Origin of the sequence: uncultured Neptuniibacter sp. (genome assembly GCF_947498015.1) — a bacterium.
Classification (GTDB): domain Bacteria; phylum Pseudomonadota; class Gammaproteobacteria; order Pseudomonadales; family Balneatricaceae; genus Neptuniibacter.
The window spans coordinates 19089-35190 of sequence record NZ_CANMIR010000005.1 but is presented as its reverse complement, the minus strand read 5'-3'; the positions used below and the strand labels follow the sequence as shown (position 1 = coordinate 35190).

The following is a 16102-nucleotide window of genomic DNA, read 5'->3' as shown; positions in this document are numbered from 1 at the left end:
CCTGTAGAGCTGAGAAACACCCTAATTCACGGATCAGCAAAATAGTTTAGCCATGACGTAAATGACGAACCCGAAGACCACACACAATCATCACGACCACATACACCAGAACCCCGGTTACGACCAACAGAGACATCTCCCCAATTCGCTGCCAGAGCCCCATCTGCAACCACTCAGCGCCCGGAGCCATCAACCAGAATATAGTGATACCCATCAACAGGTTTGCAATCAGCATGCGTAACAGCTGACTCCACCAGCCAGCCGCCCAGGAGAACACTCCTGACTTCAACAAACCATGCAAAAGCAATCCTGCATTCAGAAAAGCCGACATTGCTGTTGCCGCAGCCAGCCCTACATGCGCCAGCGGTCCGATCAGTATCAGATTGAACACCATATTTGCCACAGCAGCCTGAATACCAATTTTGACCGGCGTTTTAGTATCCTGCCGCGAGAAGTAACCTGTTGCCAAAACCTTGATCAACATGAAAGCCAGTAGCCCACAAGAATAGGCCCTTAAACTCATAGAAGCCATCATGACATCGCGCTCCGTCAGCGCGCCATAATGGAACAATGTGATCAGCATCGGCTCTGCCAGAACAAACAGCGCCACCGCGGCAGGAATACCGATCAACATAACCATCTGCATCGCCCAGTTTAGAGTCGAAGAGAACTGTTCACCGGTACGCTCTGCATGCTTGCGAGAAAGGCTCGGAAGAATCACCGTTGCGATAGCTATTCCGAACACTCCCAGCGGCAGCTCTGCCAAACGGTCCGAGTAATACAACCACGACACACTGCCGGTTTGCAGGAATGAAGCGAGCACAGTATCTAGCAGAAGGTTTATCTGTGTAACCGAAACCCCAAACAGGGCCGGAACCATCAGCTTCAGAATTCTGCGTACGCCTTCATCCTTCCACCCCCAGGCAGGCCTTGGCAGTAGATGGATTCGAGCCATAAAGGGCAGCTGAAAAACCAGCTGAACAACCCCAGCAATCATTACTCCCCAGGCCAACGCCAGCACCGGCGGATCAAACAACGGACTGAGGAAAATAGCAGAGCAGATCAACGAGATATTCAAAAGCACCGGCGTAAAGGCCGGGATCGCAAAACGCTCATAACTGTTCAGCACCGCACCAGCAAACGCAGTCAGCGAAATCAACAGAAGATAAGGAAATGTAATCCGAAGCATCTCTGCAGCCAGCTCAAATTTCGCCGTATCCCCCATATAGAAACCGGGCGCGAACATAGCCGTTAGCATGGGTGCACCAACCACTGCCAGAACGGTTATTGCGATCAACACACTCCCCAGAGTTCCGGCGACATAGTTGACCAGCTGTTGAACCGCTTTTAGATCCCTTTGACTGCGATACTCCGATAACACAGGCACAAATGCCTGAGAAAACGCACCTTCTGCAAACAAACGGCGCAGAAAATTGGGTATTTTAAAGGCCACAAAAAAGGCATCTGCACTGCCACTGGCTCCAAAATAACTCGCCACCACGACATCTCGCGCCAACCCAAGCACCCGAGATAACATCGTCATCACCCCTACGATGGCGCTCGATCGCAACAATCCTACAGACTTACCGCTTTTTGACTGTTGTTCTGACACGACTTTTAATCCGATAGTTTATGAATATGGCTCATGAGAAGAGGCATATTAATGCTTAAACAAGAAAATTTCTGCTGTTTTATTGACAGCAGCCGCACAAATATGAATAATCTCGCCTCTAATTTTTTGGCACTCCGCCAAAATATGATTAACTAAATTTAAGGAGCCGGACTGTGGCAAATTCCGCAGGATCTCGTAAACGTGCTCGCCAGGCAGAGAAGCGTCGCCAGCATAACGCTAGCCTGCGTTCCATGGTACGTACCTACATCAAAAAAGTAGTCGCTGCTGTAGAAGCTGGCGATCAGGCTGTTGCACAGGAAGCATTCAAAACTGCACAGCCAATTCTGGACAGCTCTGTATCCAAAGGCATCTTCCACAAGAATAAGATTGCCCGCACTAAGAGCCGCCTGAGCAAGCAGATTGCTGGCATGGCTGCATAAGCACAGCCAAGCATAAAAAAACCGGCCATGGCCGGTTTTTTTATGCTTGCTATTCAGCCCTACTATTCAAACCTACGCCAATACCAGGTTATCCCGGTGAACCAACTCCTCTTCACCCATAAAGCCAAGCACAGATTCGATCTCACCACTTGGACGCCCAATAATTTTCCCGGCATCCTCAACACCATAATTCACCAGACCCCGCGCAACAATCCGACCTAGCTCATCACTCAGAATCACCATCTCACCACGCGAGAAATCCCCACTCACACTTCGCACACCTGCAGGCAGCAAACTTTTACCACGTTCACGCAGCGCCCTCACAGCACCCTCATCAAGCACAAGGTTTCCACGCGCCTGAAGATGCCCAGCAATCCACTGCTTGCGGGCAACCATAGGCCCTTTCTCTGGCACCAGCAGCGTTCCCAGCTGCTCCGCATCACGCAAGCGCAGCAGCACATCCTCTTCACGACCGCTAGCGATCATGGTTACAGCTCCTGAGCGCGCTGCCAGCTTTGCTGCTCGCACTTTCGTGGCCATACCACCTCGACCCAGCTTACCTCCGCCACCAGCCATTGCAGCTAACGCTTCGTCTCCAGCGCGAGCTTCGGATATTAACTCCGCATCAGGGTCATGCCGCGGATCTGCCGTAAACAAGCCCTGCTGGTCTGTCAGAAGTATCAGCGCATCAGCTTGCACAAGGTTGGCCACCAACGCTCCCAAAGTATCATTATCACCAAAACGAATCTCTTTGGTGACCACCGTATCATTCTCGTTAACGACGGGCACAACACCCATATCAAGCAGGGTACGCAGCGTCGCCTGCGCATTCAGATAACGCTTACGATTCGAATGATCCTCATGAGTCAGCAGTATCTGAGCCGTATGAGTTTCATGCCGCCTGAAGTTTGCTTCATACGCCTGAACCAACCCCATCTGACCCACAGCAGCGGCAGCCTGAAGCTTATATATCTCATGGGGGCGACTATTCCAGCCCAAGCGCGACATCCCTTCAGCAACTGAACCTGATGAGACCAGCACTACCTCAAGGCCTGACGCTTTAAGAGCGGCAATCTGATCAACCCAACGGCTGATCGCCTGAAGATCCAAGCCCTGACCATCATTCGTCAGAAGCGCACTACCAATCTTCACCACCCAACGCTTGCTGCGTTTTAGCTTATCCCTACCTACTGCCACTTACTCTACCTCTGCCACCCAACTGCAAGGCTCAACACAAAAAGCATCACGAATTACTCGCGAACCCACTCAACCTCTACATCATAATCATCGTCATCGAAGTCGTCGTCATCCAGGTCATCCTTTTCTCTCCGAGCACGCATCTCTGCACGCATCTGCTCTATACGCTCACGCGCCTCAGCGTCCACCTGCTCACGCAGCTCTTGCTCACGCTCAAGAATTGACGGATCCTCCTCAATCGCCTCAAGGCGCTGATCAAGAAAGGCCTGAATATCACGCATCATCTCATCCGTACCCTGCTGACCCAGGGCAGACACTTTGTAAACCGGCCCCTGCCAGTCCAGCGCATCTATCACCGCCTGACAGCGCTCTTCTCGTTCCTCTTCAGGAACCATATCCAACTTATTAAGCACCAGCCAACGAGGCTGATCTGCCAGAGTCGGACTAAATTTCTCCAACTCACCCACTGCAACTGTCGCTGCCTCAGCAGGTGTTACCTCATCCCAGGGCGCCATATCGACAAGATGTAGCAGAATACGGTTACGCGCCAGATGCTTAAGAAAACGAATGCCCAGACCCGCACCTTCAGCAGCACCCTCGATAATCCCCGGAATATCAGCAATTACAAAACTGCGGTGCTTCTCGATGCGCACAACACCCAGATTCGGCACCAGCGTTGTGAATGGGTAATTTGCCACTTTCGGTTTAGCCGCTGATACCGCTCGAATCAACGTGGATTTGCCAGCATTAGGCAGACCCAGCAGGCCAACATCAGCCAGTACCTTCAACTCCAGCTTCAGATTACGAGTTTCACCAAAAGAACCCTTTGTTGTTTGTCGCGGCGCACGATTTACACTGCTCTTAAAACGGGTATTTCCTAGCCCATGAAATCCACCCTGAGCAATTTTTTCTACCTGACCGATTGCTGTTAAATCAGCTAAAACCTCATCCGTATCAGTATCTATAATCGTTGTGCCGACCGGAACGCGCAGCACAAGATCCTCACCTTTTGCACCGGTGCAGTTTCGCCCCATACCAGACTGACCATTATCAGCCTTATAATGACGCGTAAAACGATAATCGATCAGCGTATTCAGGTTCTCATCTGCTTCAAAAAAGATAGAACCACCATCGCCACCGTCACCCCCATCAGGCCCACCCTTAGGGATATACTTCTCGCGCCGGAAGCTCATGCAACCATTGCCACCCTTGCCGGCTTCCACCGTGATGACTGCTTCATCGACAAATTTCATTTAATCTCCCCAAAAATCACCATCAGGGAATCTACAAGAAAGCTCTGAGCACAAGCAAAACTTACTGGTAGATTCCCTATAAATCATAAACAAAAAAGCTCCGCCTTGGCGGAGCTTTTTAGAAGCTTAAAGCTTTCGCTTATGCATCAACTACAGAGATGTACTGACGCTTCTGCGGGCCTTTAACTTCAAATTTAACAACGCCGTCTGCTTTTGCAAACAGAGTGTGGTCTTTACCACAACCTACGTTCTCACCTGCGTGGAATTTAGTACCACGCTGACGAACCAGGATGTTACCAGCAATAACTGCCTGACCACCGTAGCGCTTGACGCCCAGTCGTTTCGATTCGGAATCGCGACCGTTCTTAGTAGAACCACCAGCCTTCTTATGAGCCATCTATCTAACTCCTAACTCGGTTAATATTAGGCAGAAATGCCAGTAATTTTAACTTCAGTAAACCACTGACGGTGGCCCTGACGTTTCATGTGGTGCTTACGACGCTTGAATTTGATGATCTCAACTTTCTTCGCGCGGCCGTGCTGAACAACTTCAGCAGTCACTTTAGCACCATCTACAACAGGCTCACCAATTTTGATGTCATCGCCGTTGCCAACCAGCAGAACACGGTCAAACTCAACGTTTGCGCCCGCTTCAGCCTGCAGTTTTTCCAGTTTAAGGGTTTCACCTTCCTGGACACGGTACTGTTTACCACCGCTTACGATTACTGCGTACATTTTAATCTCCGTTATTTGCCCACCCAGCTACTATGAAAAAGGCCTACTTCTAATGGTTTCACCATATGGTAGGGAGCCATTATTGGATGGGTCAGGGCGCGCGATTATATAGCAAACCCCAATACAGCACAACTTTAATCCACTAGGGTGATGTACCGCCTTGTGTTCATTTCTTGACAGTCACTTACCTGCCCCCTAGCATTCGCGCTTACATTATAAAATTTGTCAGACAGCAGTCATCATTATGCAGCCACACCAACTCAACCCCGTAGTAGAGCCCCAATTTGAAGCCGTCAATGATTACATCATCAATCACCTCGGCTCCAATGTTCCTCTGGTGGAGAAAATTGGCCACTATATTGTTGAAAGTGGTGGTAAGCGTATACGCCCTCTGCTGGTACTCCTTGCAGCTAATGCCGCTGGCTATCAGGGACAGAACCATATCTCCTTGGCAGCCATTATTGAATTCATCCACACCGCTACACTTTTGCATGATGACGTTGTGGATAACTCCGAGCTGCGCAGAGGAAAAGATACTGCCAATGCAAAATGGGGTAATGCTCCGAGTGTACTGGTAGGCGACTTCCTCTACTCCAGAGCCTTTCAGATTATGGTCGAGATCGGCTCAATGGAGATCATGAACGTCATCTCCAATGCAACTAATATCATCGCAGAGGGAGAAGTTCTCCAGCTACTGAACACCCGCAACCCCGATACCACTGAAGACGCTTATATGCAGGTGATTCTGGGTAAGACGGCCATGCTATTTGAAGCCGCTACAGAAGCGGGAGCCATTCTTGCAGATACAGACAGCGAAGTTCGCGAAGGCCTCCGTCTATACGGGTTACATCTGGGAACAGCATTCCAGCTCATTGATGACGTGATGGATTACCTCTCGACCGCTGAAGAGATGGGAAAAAATGTCGGTGATGACCTCGCAGAGGGGAAAGCGACCCTCCCACTGATCCATGCCATGCGGGCAGGCACAGAAGAGCAGCGCCAACTTGTTCGCCAGGCCATTCGTAAGGGCGGCCTCGATGACCTCCAGCCAATTCTTGATATTGTCAAAGACACTGGCGCCATAGAGTACACTCAACAGAAGGCCCAGGCAGAAGCAGACAAAGCAATTGACGCACTGAATGCACTCAGCGACAGCTCCTTTAAAGAAACCTTAATTCAACTTGCGCATCTGGCCGTCAAACGTAAAAGCTAAGCTAATCAGATCAGTACCTGTTGCACTCAGGTACTGATCACCTTTCCTATTTATCCCTTAACAGCCACACAACCTCAGTCTTATCACCATCACAACCCGAGCCCAGCCGCTGAATATCAAAACGTTGCGAAAAAAGCGTCCTCACCTCAGTCTCGGAAACACTGAAAGGGGGACCGGTGAGCGCATCGAATTCCAGCGTCACCAGCAATAGTTTTACACCTTTGGGTAAAATCCGGTTGAGCAGAACCGCGTATCTCTTTCGCATCTCTTCAGGCAGTGCAACCAAAGCCGCACGATCATAAACTGCTACCACCGCGTTCAGCTCATACTCTGATAATGCAAAGAAATCTCCACATAACAGCGTAATACCCTCGCTGTAATGCGCCCCAAAAGCCTCCCTCCGCTCCACACTGCCTACCGCACCCATCTCTGCGAAAAACGATTCACAGGCTTCCCTGCTTAACTCAACACCCAGCACATCATGGCCCAACTCCTTCAGCCAGAGCATATCCCGGCTTTTACCGCAAAGAGGCACAAAAACGCCCCCTTGCCCACCCAACTCTAACTGCGACCAATAATCTTTCAGGAAGGTATTGACCTCTGCCTGATGAAAACCAATTCGCCCTTCAGACCAACGCTGATGCCAAAAATCATGCTCCATAACGCCCATTACACCCTAAGTCGTAAACATTTTGCTCAATTAATATGACACAGATCGTGCCTAGAGGCCCTTAAGTCTGTATAATTGCGCGATATTTTTACTTATAAAAAAACCCGGATAAACAGAAGCTAATGACAAGACCTTCCTCTTTTAATCGCGATGAGCTGCTGTCTTGCGGCCACGGCGACATGTTTGGACCTGGCAATGCGCGTCTGCCAATTGGCAATATGCTGATGATGGATCGCATCCTGAAAATCACTGAAGACGGTGGCGAATTCGGCAAGGGCGAGATTATCGCCGAGCTCGATATCAATCCCGACCTTTGGTTCTTTGGCTGTCACTTTGAAGAAGACCCTGTTATGCCTGGCTGCCTTGGACTTGATGCGATGTGGCAGATTGTTGGCTTCTATCTGGGATGGAAAGGCAATCCTGGCCGTGGACGCGCCCTGGGCTCTGGAGAAGTTAAGTTCTTTGGCCAAGTTCTGCCAAACGCGAAAAAAGTGACCTATCACATCCAGCTCAAACGCGTAATTGAGCGCAAGCTGGTTATGGGTATCGCTGATGGCAGCATGTCTGTTGACGGTCGTGAGATCTACACAGCTAAAGACCTGCGCGTAGGCCTGTTCACTTCCACTGATAATTTCTAATCCTTAATCGGGATTTATGAACTACTAAGGCTCTGATTTCAGGGCCTTTCGTATATTTTCCACGCTGTTTTTCACGATTCAGGTAGCAAAACGCTCAGGATTCACGGAAAATAAGCACCTCAATTTAGAAAAAGAGAGAGAAGCACATGCGTCGCGTTGTTGTTACTGGTATGGGGATCGTTTCTTGTCTGGGTACAGATAAAGAAGCTGTTCTGGAATCACTGCAGCAGGGTCGTTCTGGAATCAAGTTCCAGGAAGATTACAAAGAGCGCGGTTTCCGTAGCCAGGTAGCCGGCAGCATTGATATCGATTTCTCTGAGAAGATCGATCGTAAACTGTTACGTTTCATGGGTGATGCAGCAGCATACACTTACATCGCAATGCAGGAAGCGATCGCTGACTCAGGCTTAGCTGAAGATCAGGTATCCAACGAGCGGACCGGCCTGATTGTAGGCTCTGGTGGCGCATCTGCTGACAACATCGTAGAAACAGCGGACATCACTCGTCAGAAGGGTGTTAAGCGTGTAGGTCCCTACCGTGTTACTCGCACAATGGGTTCTACTGTCTCTGCGTGTCTTGCAACCCCTTTCAAAATCAAGGGCGTTAACTACTCCATCACGTCCGCATGTGCGACCAGTGCACACTGTATCGGCAACGCTGCTGAGCAGATCCAACTGGGCAAACAGGATATCGTGTTTGCCGGTGGCGGTGAAGAGCTGCACTGGGTGCAGACTGCGATGTTTGATGCGATGGGCGCACTCTCCAGCAAATACAACGAGACCCCAGAAAAAGCATCCCGCGCATACGATGCTAACCGAGACGGATTTGTTATCTCTGGTGGCGCAGGCATTCTGGTTATCGAAGAGTACGAGCACGCTGTAGCTCGTGGCGCTAAGATCTACGCTGAGCTGGTTGGCTACGGCGCAACATCTGACGGTTACGACATGGTTGCTCCTTCAGGCGAAGGCGCTGCACGCTGCATGAAGCAAGCGATGGCAACTGTTGATGGTAAGATCGATTATATCAACGCACACGGGACCTCTACACCAGCAGGTGATATGCAGGAACTGAAAGCGATGAAAGAAGCGTTTGGCAGTGACATGCCAACCGTAACATCCACCAAGTCTCTGTCTGGTCACTCTCTGGGTGCTGCGGGTGTTCAGGAAGCGGTTTACTCTCTGCTTATGCAGGAAAATAACTTCATCGCAGCCTCAGCAAACATCGATGAACTTGATGCTGACGCAGAAGGTATGCCGATTGCGATTGAGAAACAGGAAAATGTAGACCTGAAGCGTGTTATGTCTAACAGCTTTGGTTTCGGTGGTACTAACTGCACCCTGGTTTTCGAAAAGCTAGATAGCTAAGCTGTTACCTCACCTAATAAAAAAACCGCCATATGGCGGTTTTTTAATGCCTGCTCTACCGCAGGAAACCTTATGCAATCTCTAACTGCTTCATATGCGTTTCCAACCAGTCAACCATATCGGCATGAATCTCATCTACACTTCGCCCCTCAACAGGGATAGGCTCTCCCACATGAAGCTGAACAGTGCCTGGAAATTTCGCAAAACTTTTACCTGGCCAGTAAAGGCCCGCATCATGGATCATTGGCACCACAGGGACACCCGCGCTCAACGCCAGCATCGCACCGCCTTTATTGAACTTACCCATTTTACCCACAGGCACTCGCGTACCTTGAGGAAAGATAATCACCGGAATCTCATCCTGCAATCGTGATTTTCCTTCAGTCAGCAGCTGTTTCAGAGCCCCTCGGCGCTGACTGCGGTCGATAGCAATCGGGTTCAACAAGCCTAGCGCCCAACCGAAGAAAGGTATTTTCAACAGCTCCTTTTTTAATACAGTGCATTGTGGGCGAACTAAGGTTTGTAAAAACAGCGTTTCCCACTCACTCTGATGGTTCGCAACGACAACATAGGCTCCCTCTTTGGGAAGGTTTTCTCTCCCTGAAACCTTTACCCCTACTCCGCAACATAGCTTCAACCAGAAGATATAGAAGTAATTGATCAAGGTGACAAACCGAAAGCGCTGCTGGAAATTCATCAGCGGCGATAACAATAGACTCAGTGAGGCGTGCACAATCGTCAACGGATAAAATCCAAGATAATAGATCCCAGCACGTATTTTATGCCCTAGACCTGCCCGTTTCTGAGACATACTCACCCTCCTGTCACCGGTGGAAAAAAAGCCACCTCATCGTCACCAGAGAGCATCTGATCCCGCTCTACCATCTCTTGATTAACCGCCACCAGCACCTGACTCTCACGTAGAAATTCAGACCACTTATCCCCATGCTGTTCGACCAGAAGATCGATCAGGGAAGCCACAGTCACCTCACCAGAAATTTCGACCTGCTCTTCTGATAGACCTAACCGTTCACGAAGGCTGGCAAAATAAACAACATTAATATTCACGATTCCTCCACCTTCCAGTGGCCACTTTTGCCACCTTTTTTCTCCAGCAATTTAACTGCACTGATCACCATGCCTTTGTCCACGGCCTTACACATATCATAAATTGTCAGGCCAGCCACCGAAGCCGCCGTTAAGGCCTCCATCTCAACACCGGTCTGTCCGGAAAGCTTGCAGGTTGCAGTAATTGCAATCAAGGAACGCTGTTCATCTGGCTGCAGTTCAACGGCTACTTTGCTCAGCATGAGCGGGTGGCACAATGGAATCAACTCACTGGTTCTTTTTGCAGCCTGAATGCCCGCAATACGCGCCACCGCCAGTACATCCCCTTTTTTATGCCCACCCTCGGTAATTAAGCTTAGGGTTGCAGGTTGCATCTGCACCTCAGCGTAGGCCGTTGCCTCGCGAAAACTGACCGCTTTCTCGGAGACATCCACCATATTGGCATGCCCCTGATCATCCAGATGCGTTAACTGACTCATAATTACTCCTGCAAATTTTTCTGATTCGCAACAGGGTTAGCGTACATTTGGCGCAAGATATCCCGAGCGCCCTCACTCACACTCGCTAAACGGGATTCAAATCCTTCGCGCTGTTCAGAACTAATCTCGCCATCCTGACCGGCAGCCAAAAGGTTAGAAGGGTGGAGATAATAATTGGAGATAATCTGGCGATCGATCTCTTCAGCCAATGCTTCAGGACTATCAAAATCATCCTCAATCGGATCACCAAAAGCGATGTGAACATGGCCCTTATCACCGGTAATTCCCTTAACGATGCTGGAGATATCTTCAAATTGCGCTTTCTCATAACCACCTTCAGTGGCTTTTGCATATAACTCGTTAGCTTTCAGGTAATCACAAGGATCGTACTCATAGGAGATAGAGACTGGTACGATATTCAAGCGCTTACCTTGTTCAGCAAAGCTACGCGCTTTTCGGTGAGCCATATAGAGCATTTTGAGCAGCGCAGGATCCGTAGCATCATTGCCATCTTTGGCCCGCCCTTCCCGTTGCGCCAGCCAGATGGACTGACCACTCTGAATACTGTGATCAATATAAGAGGATAGTTGTGTCAGCGCCTTCATCATTTCGCGCCCGGTAGCGGAGCGATTGACGATAAAACTTTTATTCAGACGCATGATGTCAGAGACATAGGGCTTTTGTAACAGATTATCACCAATGGCAATTCGGACTGTATCCATGCCGTACTGATGACGTACCCAATTCACAAAAGCGGGGTCCATCGCTATATCGCGGTGATTCGAGATGAACAGATAGGCTTCTTCAGGATCCAGCAGGTCAATACCACTACAACTCAGTTTCGTTGTAGTACGAGCGATCATTTTCTTCATGTAGTTCGCCACCAGCATCTGAAAATCATAGATACTGTCTACTTCACCAACCTTTGCCGCGAGCGCTATACGAACAAATGGTTTTAGCAGCCAACCAAAGCGAGCTGCCATCTTAGGGAACTGATAACGGGTGACCGCAGTTAAAAACTCATCATTATGGAGAATGTTGGTCAGTGTATCTGCGACTTCACTATCATTGTAGGGCCTGATCTCTTTGTACGGGTCCTGCTGCTCTGACATTCGTTCCTCGGAAACAGTTCTTAAAAATAAGCCCTTATTTTACCGTTTTCCTATGCTGAATGCAGAGAAATTAGGAGGTATTACCCTAGAAGCTCTGAAAAAGGAATAAACCCTAGCGGATCTCCCTCTGATACCACAATTCCGGGCGGTATAACTGCCAAACCATCCGCCCAACTGGCTGATGAGAGCACCCCGGAACTTTGATTTACATAAGGAACCAACCGATCACTTTCAACTCGAACCCGAAGATACTCTTGCCGTTTCATTACCCGGCTTCGACTAAACCCAGCAGCGACAATAAGTTTCAATGGAGGCTTATACTCCGCGCCTTGCAGCTTCATTAAAAAGGGCCTTGCCAACAGGCAGAAGGTCACTAATGTAGAAGCAGGATTTCCCGGCAGACCTATGAATGGAGTTCCTAGAACCTCGCCATATGCGACCGGCTTGCCCGGCTTAATTGCGACCCGCCATAGTTTGAGCGAGCCCAGTGCCTCAGCTGAAGATTTAACATGATCCTCCTCTCCGACAGAGACTCCCCCCGTACTAACAATAACATCAGAGGTTTCAGCCGCCCGCCTCAGTGCCTCCTGTGTCGCAACAGCACTGTCCTCAACTCGCCCCATATCAATTACGTCCATCCCCAACTTGCGCAACAGGCCTTGCAGAATATATCGATTGGAGTTGTAGATCTTCCCGGCACTCAGGGCATTCCCAGGCTCTACCAGCTCATCGCCGGTCGACATAATTGCAACCTTAAGCCGGCGATAGACACTCACTTTGGCCAACCCAGCAGAGGCCAGCACACCCAGATCAGTTGGCTGCAACCTGACACCTAAGGCAAACAACTGAGAACCGGACTTTATATCCTGACCGGCACGACGAATATTCGCGCCCGCTCTGATCGCAGCGGGAAATAGGACGTCATTTTCCAGCAGCTCAACATCCTCCTGCATCACCACAGCATCAGCGCCCTCTGGAATCTCAGCTCCGGTAAAGATACGCGCACAACTCCCTGAGACTAAACCCATTGGGGCAGTACCGGCTGGAATACGCTGACTCACTGGAAGCTGCGTAGGAGCAACACTGCTGAGGTCAGCGGTATTGACTGCATAACCATCCATCCCACTATTATCTGCAGGAGGAACAGCCACCTTAGCCACGGGTGATTCAGCCAGAATACGACCAACAGCCGCCTCCAGCGGTACCGTTTCCACTATGAGTGAGGTTTCCGCAGTTTCCAGCAACAGACTCAACGCACTCTCAAAAGGGATCAAACTCTGCTGATTATCACATCCAGCCATAATCTTTCCCTAACGGTTATCTGAAAGATGCTTCATGATCATTGCTACAAAATTACAAGGACGGTGACGGTGATCTAACTGCTCAGCAATAACCTCATCCCATCCCGTCCGACAAGCCCCTGTCGAACCTGGAAGGCAGAAAATAACTGTACCGTTAGCAAGACCGCCCAGTGCGCGAGACTGGATAGTTGATGTACCGATCTGTGAGGCAGACACATGGCGGAAATATTCACCAAATCCCTCAATAGTTTTATCAAACAGCGGAGCCATCGCCTCAGGAGTTGAGTCCCTACCGGAGAAACCGGTACCCCCCGTTGTAATAATGACATGAATACCAGGATCTGCGATCCATTGTGATACGACAGCCCGCATCTGATAGACATCATCTATAACGATCTCACGAGCCCCCAACTGATGACCTGTTGCCTGAAGCCGATCAACCAGGGTCTGACCCGAGGTATCATTTTCTAATGTGCGCGTATCTGAAACAGTTAGAACCGCAATATTCAGCGGCACGAAATCCGCATCATTTGGCGTATGGGACATGGGTATTCCTTATTCTTTCGGGGTATTAACTAAGTTATCCACAACTGAGTACCACGAGTTATCCGCCAGTCATATTCATAAAACGGACGATCTGTGGTTCATCTTCTAGGTCAAATTCATGTTTTTCCGGTTTAAGATCCATCGCCTTAACAATCACATCCTGTAACCGAGATTGATCATTGGGAAACGCTCTTAATGTTTCACGAAGGTCGACTGAATGTTCATTGCCTAAACAGAGAAGTAACCTGCCCTCTACCGTCACCCGCACACGGTTACATTCAGAACAGAAGTTATGGCTATGTGGAGAGATAAAACCCACCCGGGATTCACAATCACTCATGCGATAGTAACGGGATGGGCCAGCAGTTTTTTCTGTCGTCGCATGGAGAGGATAGTGTGATTCAATGACCGCTTTAACCTCATCACTTGAGCAATAAACATCAGCACGATCATGCTCTGAAATTACACCCAATGGCATCTCTTCAATAAAGCTAACATCAACACCTTTCTCGCGGGCAAAATGTACCAGATCCAGAATCTCATCATCATTCCGCCCCTTCATAATCACCGCGTTAAGTTTGATACGATCAAAGCCCTGAACAATCGCCTCATCAATACCTGCGAGAACCTTAGGTAATTTCCCGATACGGGTCATCTCCCTGAAGCGACTCTCCTGCAGACTATCGATACTGATATTGAGACGGTTCACTCCAGCTTGTCTGAGAGCTGGAGCCATCTCTGTCAGTTGAGAACCATTTGTTGTAATCGATAGCTCAGCATCAAGCTGCCCCAGAGATTGAATCAGTTTGATAACATCACGACGGACCAGCGGTTCTCCGCCTGTGAGCTTAATTTTCCGCACGCCCAGTCCAACAAATGCCGCAGCCACTTGCTCCAACTCTTCCAGCGTAAGCACTTGTTCATGGGGTAAAAATTTCATATTTTCGCCCATGCAGTAAACGCAGCGAAAATCACATCGGTCGGTCACAGAGAGCCGAATATAATCGACAGTGCGACCGTAGCGATCGGTCAATGAATGGCTTTTATTTTTATTATCAGACATACAAAAAGTGTGCATTAACGCACAAAACTTAATAAAGGAAACCCTAAAATAGCATAAAATGCCTTGCGCAACAGGTATACTCTCCTTCCCAACTGCTCCATGAAAAGTGAAAATTATGTATCTGGCAATCAAACACATTCACCTGACAAGTATCGTTTTAAGCTTGGGATTTTTCTTAATTCGGGGGGTATGGGCTCTATACTATCCGGCCCAGTTGGAAAAGCGCTGGGTGAAGATCTTACCGCATGTAATTGACACTGTTCTGTTAGCAAGCGCGATCACACTGGCAGTTTTACTCAGACAATACCCTTTTATTGACCACTGGCTAACCGCAAAGGTGATCGCTTTATTCGCCTATATCGGTTTTGGCACCATGGTCATTAAACGCGCAAGAAGCAAACCGGTTAAGCTGATGGCATTTGCAGCAGCACTGGTCTGCTTTGCCTACATCGTACTGGTTGCCATTAACCATTCAGCCACGCCTTGGTTAACGACCTGAGTCCTGCTGGTAGATGAGTCGCATCAACCACTGCAGCTCCTGCCGCCAAGCTCTTTGCCTGATACCAAACACGCTAAGTAGTTTTTTGCAGGTTAGCACGGAAGTATTGGGGCGCTGTGCTTCGGTCACATAATCCTTACTTGAGATTGGGACTAATTTTTCGACCTCAAAATTTTCATAACTTCCAGCCGCGATGAGGATCTCCTTACAAAAATCATAGCGATTGGTGATCTCTGCTCCACAATAGTGGTAGGTACCCCATGCATCTGCACCGTTATGAATCTGCTTCAACATCGCAAGAATCACACGAGCCACATCTGATGCTGCAGTTGGGCAACCACGGCGGTCACTCACCGCAGATAACTCTTTCTGGCTGCGAGCAGATTCAAGGGTACGAAGAACAAAATTATTCCCCTGCTCACTAAACAGCCAGCTAACCCTGAGAATAATATGCTTGGGTAATACCTGACGTAAGCGTTCCTCACCCTGCCACTTACTGTCACCGTAAACACCAAGCGGAGCAACTTCATCCTCCTCAGCATAGCCACTGGCATAGTGACCATCGAATACGTAGTCAGTAGAAAGGTGAAACATCGGTATCGATAGATCGCCACACGCCAGTGCAAGCGTTTCTACGGCTGTACAGTTAACTGCATAACATAACTCAGATTTATGTTCCGCTTCATCGATATGATCAAACGCAGCGCAGTTGACGACATAGTCGGGCAGATACTCAGCCAATTGCTCTTGAACCTGGGCAACGTCTGTAATATCCAACTTAGATTTATCTAAGGCGATGATCTGAAAAAAATCATCGTGTTCAGCCAATCGTGCCAACGCGGTGCCCACCTGACCATGAGCACCGGTAATCAGAATCTTAACTGGCTTGAGGAGTAGTTCTACATCCATTCG

Annotated in this window: 19 protein-coding genes; 5 read left to right on the top strand and 14 right to left on the bottom strand. The window is 49.1% G+C overall.

Going from position 1 to position 16102, the window contains the following annotated elements:
• Positions 1-46: 46 nt before the first annotated feature.
• Positions 47-1612, bottom strand: a complete 1566-nt coding sequence (gene murJ, locus Q0882_RS07805; protein ID WP_299179822.1) for a murein biosynthesis integral membrane protein MurJ — start codon at positions 1610-1612, stop codon at positions 47-49.
• A 173-nt stretch (positions 1613-1785) separates the two neighbouring features.
• On the opposite strand from murJ, the gene rpsT reads away from it, so the two are divergent.
• Positions 1786-2052: a 30S ribosomal protein S20 gene (gene rpsT / locus Q0882_RS07800; RefSeq protein WP_299179819.1), complete on the top strand. Its 267-nt coding sequence runs from the start codon at positions 1786-1788 to the stop codon at positions 2050-2052.
• A 72-nt stretch (positions 2053-2124) separates the two neighbouring features.
• Here rpsT and proB read toward each other — a convergent pair whose 3' ends face one another.
• From proB to rplU, 4 genes are all read right to left on the bottom strand, one after another.
• Entirely contained in the window at positions 2125-3249 is a 1125-nt protein-coding gene (gene proB, locus Q0882_RS07795) for a glutamate 5-kinase (RefSeq protein WP_299179816.1), read from the bottom strand.
• A gap of 53 nt (positions 3250-3302) precedes the next feature.
• Entirely contained in the window at positions 3303-4502 is a 1200-nt protein-coding gene (gene cgtA, locus Q0882_RS07790) for an Obg family GTPase CgtA (protein ID WP_299179813.1), read from the bottom strand.
• 139 nt (positions 4503-4641) lie between these two features.
• A complete protein-coding gene (rpmA, locus tag Q0882_RS07785; protein ID WP_297308368.1) occupies positions 4642-4899 on the bottom strand; it encodes a 50S ribosomal protein L27 in 258 nt (85 codons plus the stop codon).
• Positions 4900-4925: 26 nt separating this feature from the next.
• Positions 4926-5237 (bottom strand): 50S ribosomal protein L21, encoded by a 312-nt coding sequence (gene rplU / locus Q0882_RS07780; RefSeq protein WP_007021223.1) that lies wholly within the window; start codon positions 5235-5237, stop codon positions 4926-4928.
• A gap of 244 nt (positions 5238-5481) precedes the next feature.
• Between rplU and ispB the strand changes: the two genes are divergently transcribed.
• Positions 5482-6450: an octaprenyl diphosphate synthase gene (gene ispB / locus Q0882_RS07775; protein ID WP_299179808.1), complete on the top strand. Its 969-nt coding sequence runs from the start codon at positions 5482-5484 to the stop codon at positions 6448-6450.
• 46 nt (positions 6451-6496) lie between these two features.
• Here the strand turns inward: ispB and Q0882_RS07770 are convergent, their stop codons facing one another.
• On the bottom strand, positions 6497-7111 hold the full coding sequence (locus Q0882_RS07770) for a thiopurine S-methyltransferase (protein ID WP_299179805.1): 615 nt from the start codon (positions 7109-7111) through the stop codon (positions 6497-6499).
• Positions 7112-7242: 131 nt separating this feature from the next.
• Here Q0882_RS07770 and fabA point away from each other — a divergent pair, with 131 nt between their 5' ends.
• Entirely contained in the window at positions 7243-7758 is a 516-nt protein-coding gene (gene fabA, locus Q0882_RS07765; protein ID WP_299179803.1) for a 3-hydroxyacyl-[acyl-carrier-protein] dehydratase FabA, read from the top strand.
• Between the two features lie 146 nt (positions 7759-7904).
• Positions 7905-9122: a beta-ketoacyl-ACP synthase I gene (gene fabB, locus Q0882_RS07760; protein WP_299179800.1), complete on the top strand. Its 1218-nt coding sequence runs from the start codon at positions 7905-7907 to the stop codon at positions 9120-9122.
• 70 nt (positions 9123-9192) lie between these two features.
• On the opposite strand, the gene Q0882_RS07755 is transcribed toward fabB, so the two are convergent.
• The 7 genes from Q0882_RS07755 to moaA form a co-directional block, all read right to left on the bottom strand.
• Positions 9193-9933: a 1-acyl-sn-glycerol-3-phosphate acyltransferase gene (locus tag Q0882_RS07755; protein WP_299179797.1), complete on the bottom strand. Its 741-nt coding sequence runs from the start codon at positions 9931-9933 to the stop codon at positions 9193-9195.
• A gap of 2 nt (positions 9934-9935) precedes the next feature.
• Complete coding sequence (gene moaD, locus Q0882_RS07750; protein WP_299179795.1) at positions 9936-10190, bottom strand: molybdopterin converting factor subunit 1; 255 nt, start codon at positions 10188-10190, stop codon at positions 9936-9938.
• Positions 10187-10669, bottom strand: coding sequence for a cyclic pyranopterin monophosphate synthase MoaC (gene moaC / locus Q0882_RS07745; RefSeq protein WP_299179793.1), 483 nt, complete (start codon positions 10667-10669; stop codon positions 10187-10189). Before moaC ends, moaD begins: the two co-directional genes overlap by 4 nt.
• Positions 10670-10671: 2 nt before the next feature.
• Complete coding sequence (locus Q0882_RS07740; RefSeq protein WP_299179790.1) at positions 10672-11781, bottom strand: 1-acyl-sn-glycerol-3-phosphate acyltransferase; 1110 nt, start codon at positions 11779-11781, stop codon at positions 10672-10674.
• An 80-nt stretch (positions 11782-11861) separates the two neighbouring features.
• Positions 11862-13082, bottom strand: coding sequence for a gephyrin-like molybdotransferase Glp (gene glp, locus Q0882_RS07735; RefSeq protein WP_299179787.1), 1221 nt, complete (start codon positions 13080-13082; stop codon positions 11862-11864).
• 9 nt (positions 13083-13091) lie between these two features.
• The gene (gene moaB / locus Q0882_RS07730) at positions 13092-13628 is read right to left on the bottom strand and encodes a molybdenum cofactor biosynthesis protein B (protein ID WP_299179784.1); all 537 of its coding nucleotides are present in this window, start codon (positions 13626-13628) and stop codon (positions 13092-13094) included.
• Between the two features lie 58 nt (positions 13629-13686).
• Positions 13687-14691 carry a GTP 3',8-cyclase MoaA gene (gene moaA, locus Q0882_RS07725; RefSeq protein WP_299179781.1) on the bottom strand — a complete coding sequence of 335 codons (1005 nt, stop codon included), beginning with the start codon at positions 14689-14691 and terminating at the stop codon, positions 13687-13689.
• A gap of 115 nt (positions 14692-14806) precedes the next feature.
• Between moaA and Q0882_RS07720 the strand changes: the two genes are divergently transcribed.
• The gene (locus tag Q0882_RS07720; RefSeq protein ID WP_299179778.1) at positions 14807-15190 is read left to right on the top strand and encodes a SirB2 family protein; all 384 of its coding nucleotides are present in this window, start codon (positions 14807-14809) and stop codon (positions 15188-15190) included.
• Here Q0882_RS07720 and rfbD read toward each other — a convergent pair.
• A complete protein-coding gene (gene rfbD / locus Q0882_RS07715) occupies positions 15179-16099 on the bottom strand; it encodes a dTDP-4-dehydrorhamnose reductase (protein ID WP_299179775.1) in 921 nt (306 codons plus the stop codon). The genes Q0882_RS07720 and rfbD overlap by 12 nt on opposite strands.
• Positions 16100-16102 lie beyond the last annotated feature (3 nt).

Bases quoted from the DNA above. Each gene is read 5' to 3' on its own strand.
- moaA (WP_299179781.1), bottom strand. From the start codon at position 14,691: ATGTCTGATAATAAAAATAAAAGCCATTCATTGACCGATCGCTACGGT.
- Q0882_RS07720 (WP_299179778.1), top strand. From the start codon at position 14,807: ATGTATCTGGCAATCAAACACATTCACCTGACAAGTATCGTTTTAAGC.
- Q0882_RS07740 (WP_299179790.1), bottom strand. From the start codon at position 11,781: ATGTCAGAGCAGCAGGACCCGTACAAAGAGATCAGGCCCTACAATGAT.
- rfbD (WP_299179775.1), bottom strand. From the start codon at position 16,099: ATGGATGTAGAACTACTCCTCAAGCCAGTTAAGATTCTGATTACCGGT.
- fabA (WP_299179803.1), top strand. From the start codon at position 7,243: ATGACAAGACCTTCCTCTTTTAATCGCGATGAGCTGCTGTCTTGCGGC.
- fabB (WP_299179800.1), top strand. From the start codon at position 7,905: ATGCGTCGCGTTGTTGTTACTGGTATGGGGATCGTTTCTTGTCTGGGT.
- glp (WP_299179787.1), bottom strand. From the start codon at position 13,082: ATGGCTGGATGTGATAATCAGCAGAGTTTGATCCCTTTTGAGAGTGCG.
- cgtA (WP_299179813.1), bottom strand. From the start codon at position 4,502: ATGAAATTTGTCGATGAAGCAGTCATCACGGTGGAAGCCGGCAAGGGT.
- rpmA (WP_297308368.1), bottom strand. From the start codon at position 4,899: ATGGCTCATAAGAAGGCTGGTGGTTCTACTAAGAACGGTCGCGATTCC.
- moaC (WP_299179793.1), bottom strand. From the start codon at position 10,669: ATGAGTCAGTTAACGCATCTGGATGATCAGGGGCATGCCAATATGGTG.
- rplU (WP_007021223.1), bottom strand. From the start codon at position 5,237: ATGTACGCAGTAATCGTAAGCGGTGGTAAACAGTACCGTGTCCAGGAA.
- Q0882_RS07755 (WP_299179797.1), bottom strand. From the start codon at position 9,933: ATGTCTCAGAAACGGGCAGGTCTAGGGCATAAAATACGTGCTGGGATC.
- ispB (WP_299179808.1), top strand. From the start codon at position 5,482: ATGCAGCCACACCAACTCAACCCCGTAGTAGAGCCCCAATTTGAAGCC.
- Q0882_RS07770 (WP_299179805.1), bottom strand. From the start codon at position 7,111: ATGGAGCATGATTTTTGGCATCAGCGTTGGTCTGAAGGGCGAATTGGT.
- moaB (WP_299179784.1), bottom strand. From the start codon at position 13,628: ATGTCCCATACGCCAAATGATGCGGATTTCGTGCCGCTGAATATTGCG.